2 protein-coding genes are annotated in these 1,506 nt (G+C 65.2%); one reads left to right on the top strand and one right to left on the bottom strand.

Translation table 11 applies throughout. The features are described 5' to 3' along the window. Positions 1-327, bottom strand: a 327-nt coding sequence (locus MOV74_RS37920) for an acyl-CoA dehydrogenase family protein (protein WP_246932603.1), incomplete at its 3' end; no start/stop codon positions are given. A gap of 235 nt (positions 328-562) precedes the next feature. On the opposite strand from MOV74_RS37920, the gene MOV74_RS37915 reads away from it, so the two are divergent. Continuing rightward, on the top strand, positions 563-1,506 hold a 944-nt coding region (locus MOV74_RS37915), incomplete at its 3' end, for an AMP-binding protein (protein ID WP_246932601.1).

The raw sequence follows: 1,506 nt of genomic DNA, 5'->3' as shown, positions 1-1,506 counted from the left end.
CGCCTTCACCTCGGGGCGTGCCGCGCGCGCGATCGGCGGCGAGCCGATGGTGTGGCTCATCAGGCTGGCGCTGACGCCACCCGCGCCCGCCCGCGCCAGTTCCTGACTGGCGACGATCTTCATGAACTGGTCAGCGGCGATACCGCCATATTCCTCGGGGAATCCGAGCCCCAACAGGCCGATCTCGGCCGCCTTGCGATAGAGCGCGCGCGGGAATTCGCCGGCCTCGTCCCACTCATGGGCAAACGGGGTGATCTCCTTCTCGACGAAGCGGCGCATCACGTCGCGGAAGGCGTCGTGCTCGGCGGTATAGAACGGGCTCTTCATCGCAGTCTCGCCTCGCGGCCGGATTCGTCTCAGCCACCATGGCCGGAACATTGCTGGTTCACTTGCGCGGAGTGGCTGACTGGCGCGGACGCTTCGCGCAAGGCAGTCACCTAGCAACTCAACGCAAGACGATTTTCCCCGCTCGCAGGCCAACTCTGGCGCAAAAAAACGTTGCTGCACAGACTCCGGCTGGCCTCAGGGCCACGCCGGGCATGGTGCGCCGAGGGAGGAATCTTTGGCCGTTCGTTACTACGACTGGATCGTTCATCATGGCCGCCGCACGCCCGATAAGGTCGCGGTGATCGACCTCGCGAGCGAACGCCGCTTTACCTACGCGCAGCTTGATGCCCGCGTCTCGCGCCTCGCCTCATTCCTGCGTCACACGTTCAAAGTCTCGCGCGGCGACCGCGTCGCGGTGCTGGCGCTGAATACGACCGATACGCTGGAGGTTCAGTTCGCCTGCGGCCGCCTTGGCGCGATCTTCGTGCCACTGAACACCCGCCTTACCGTTCCCGAGTTGCAGTTCATCACCGCTGACTGCGCACCGAAAGTGATGATCCACGACACTGATCTGGCCGAGACCGCCTTGAACGTCGCAAAGCTCTGCGGCGTCGCGACGAGCCTTCTGCTCGGTCCTGGCGGGTCCTATGAGACCGGCATAGCCGTCGCAAAGCCACTCGACCGCGCCGAGGAAGTTACGCTCGATGACTTCTCGACCATCATGTACACGTCGGGCACGACGGGACATCCCAAGGGCGCGACCATCACCCATGGCATGACCTTCTGGAATTGCGTCAATCTCGGCGGCCCGGCCTGCATCGGGCCATCCTCGGTGCTGCTCACCGTGCTGCCGCTGTTCCACACCGGCGGGCTCAACTGCTACACCAATCCCGTGCTGCACGCCGGCGGCACCGTAATGATCATGCGCGCCTTCGATCCCGGCACCGCGCTCGGCCTGATCAACGATCCCGGGCAGGGCATCAACGTGTTCTTCGGCGTGCCCGCGATCTACCAGTTCATGGCGCAGCATCCGGCTTTCGCATCGACTGACCTTAGCCGCCTCATCGTCGGCGGCGTCGGGGGCGCGCCAATGCCGGTGCCGCTGCTCAAGGTGTGGGAGGCGCGCGGCGTTGCGCTTCAGCAGGGCTACGGCATGACCGAGACCTCGCCGGCCGTGCT

Source organism: Bradyrhizobium sp. SHOUNA76 (assembly GCF_023006445.1).
Lineage (GTDB): Bacteria > Pseudomonadota > Alphaproteobacteria > Rhizobiales > Xanthobacteraceae > Bradyrhizobium.
This window is presented reverse-complemented; position numbering and strand designations above follow the sequence as displayed.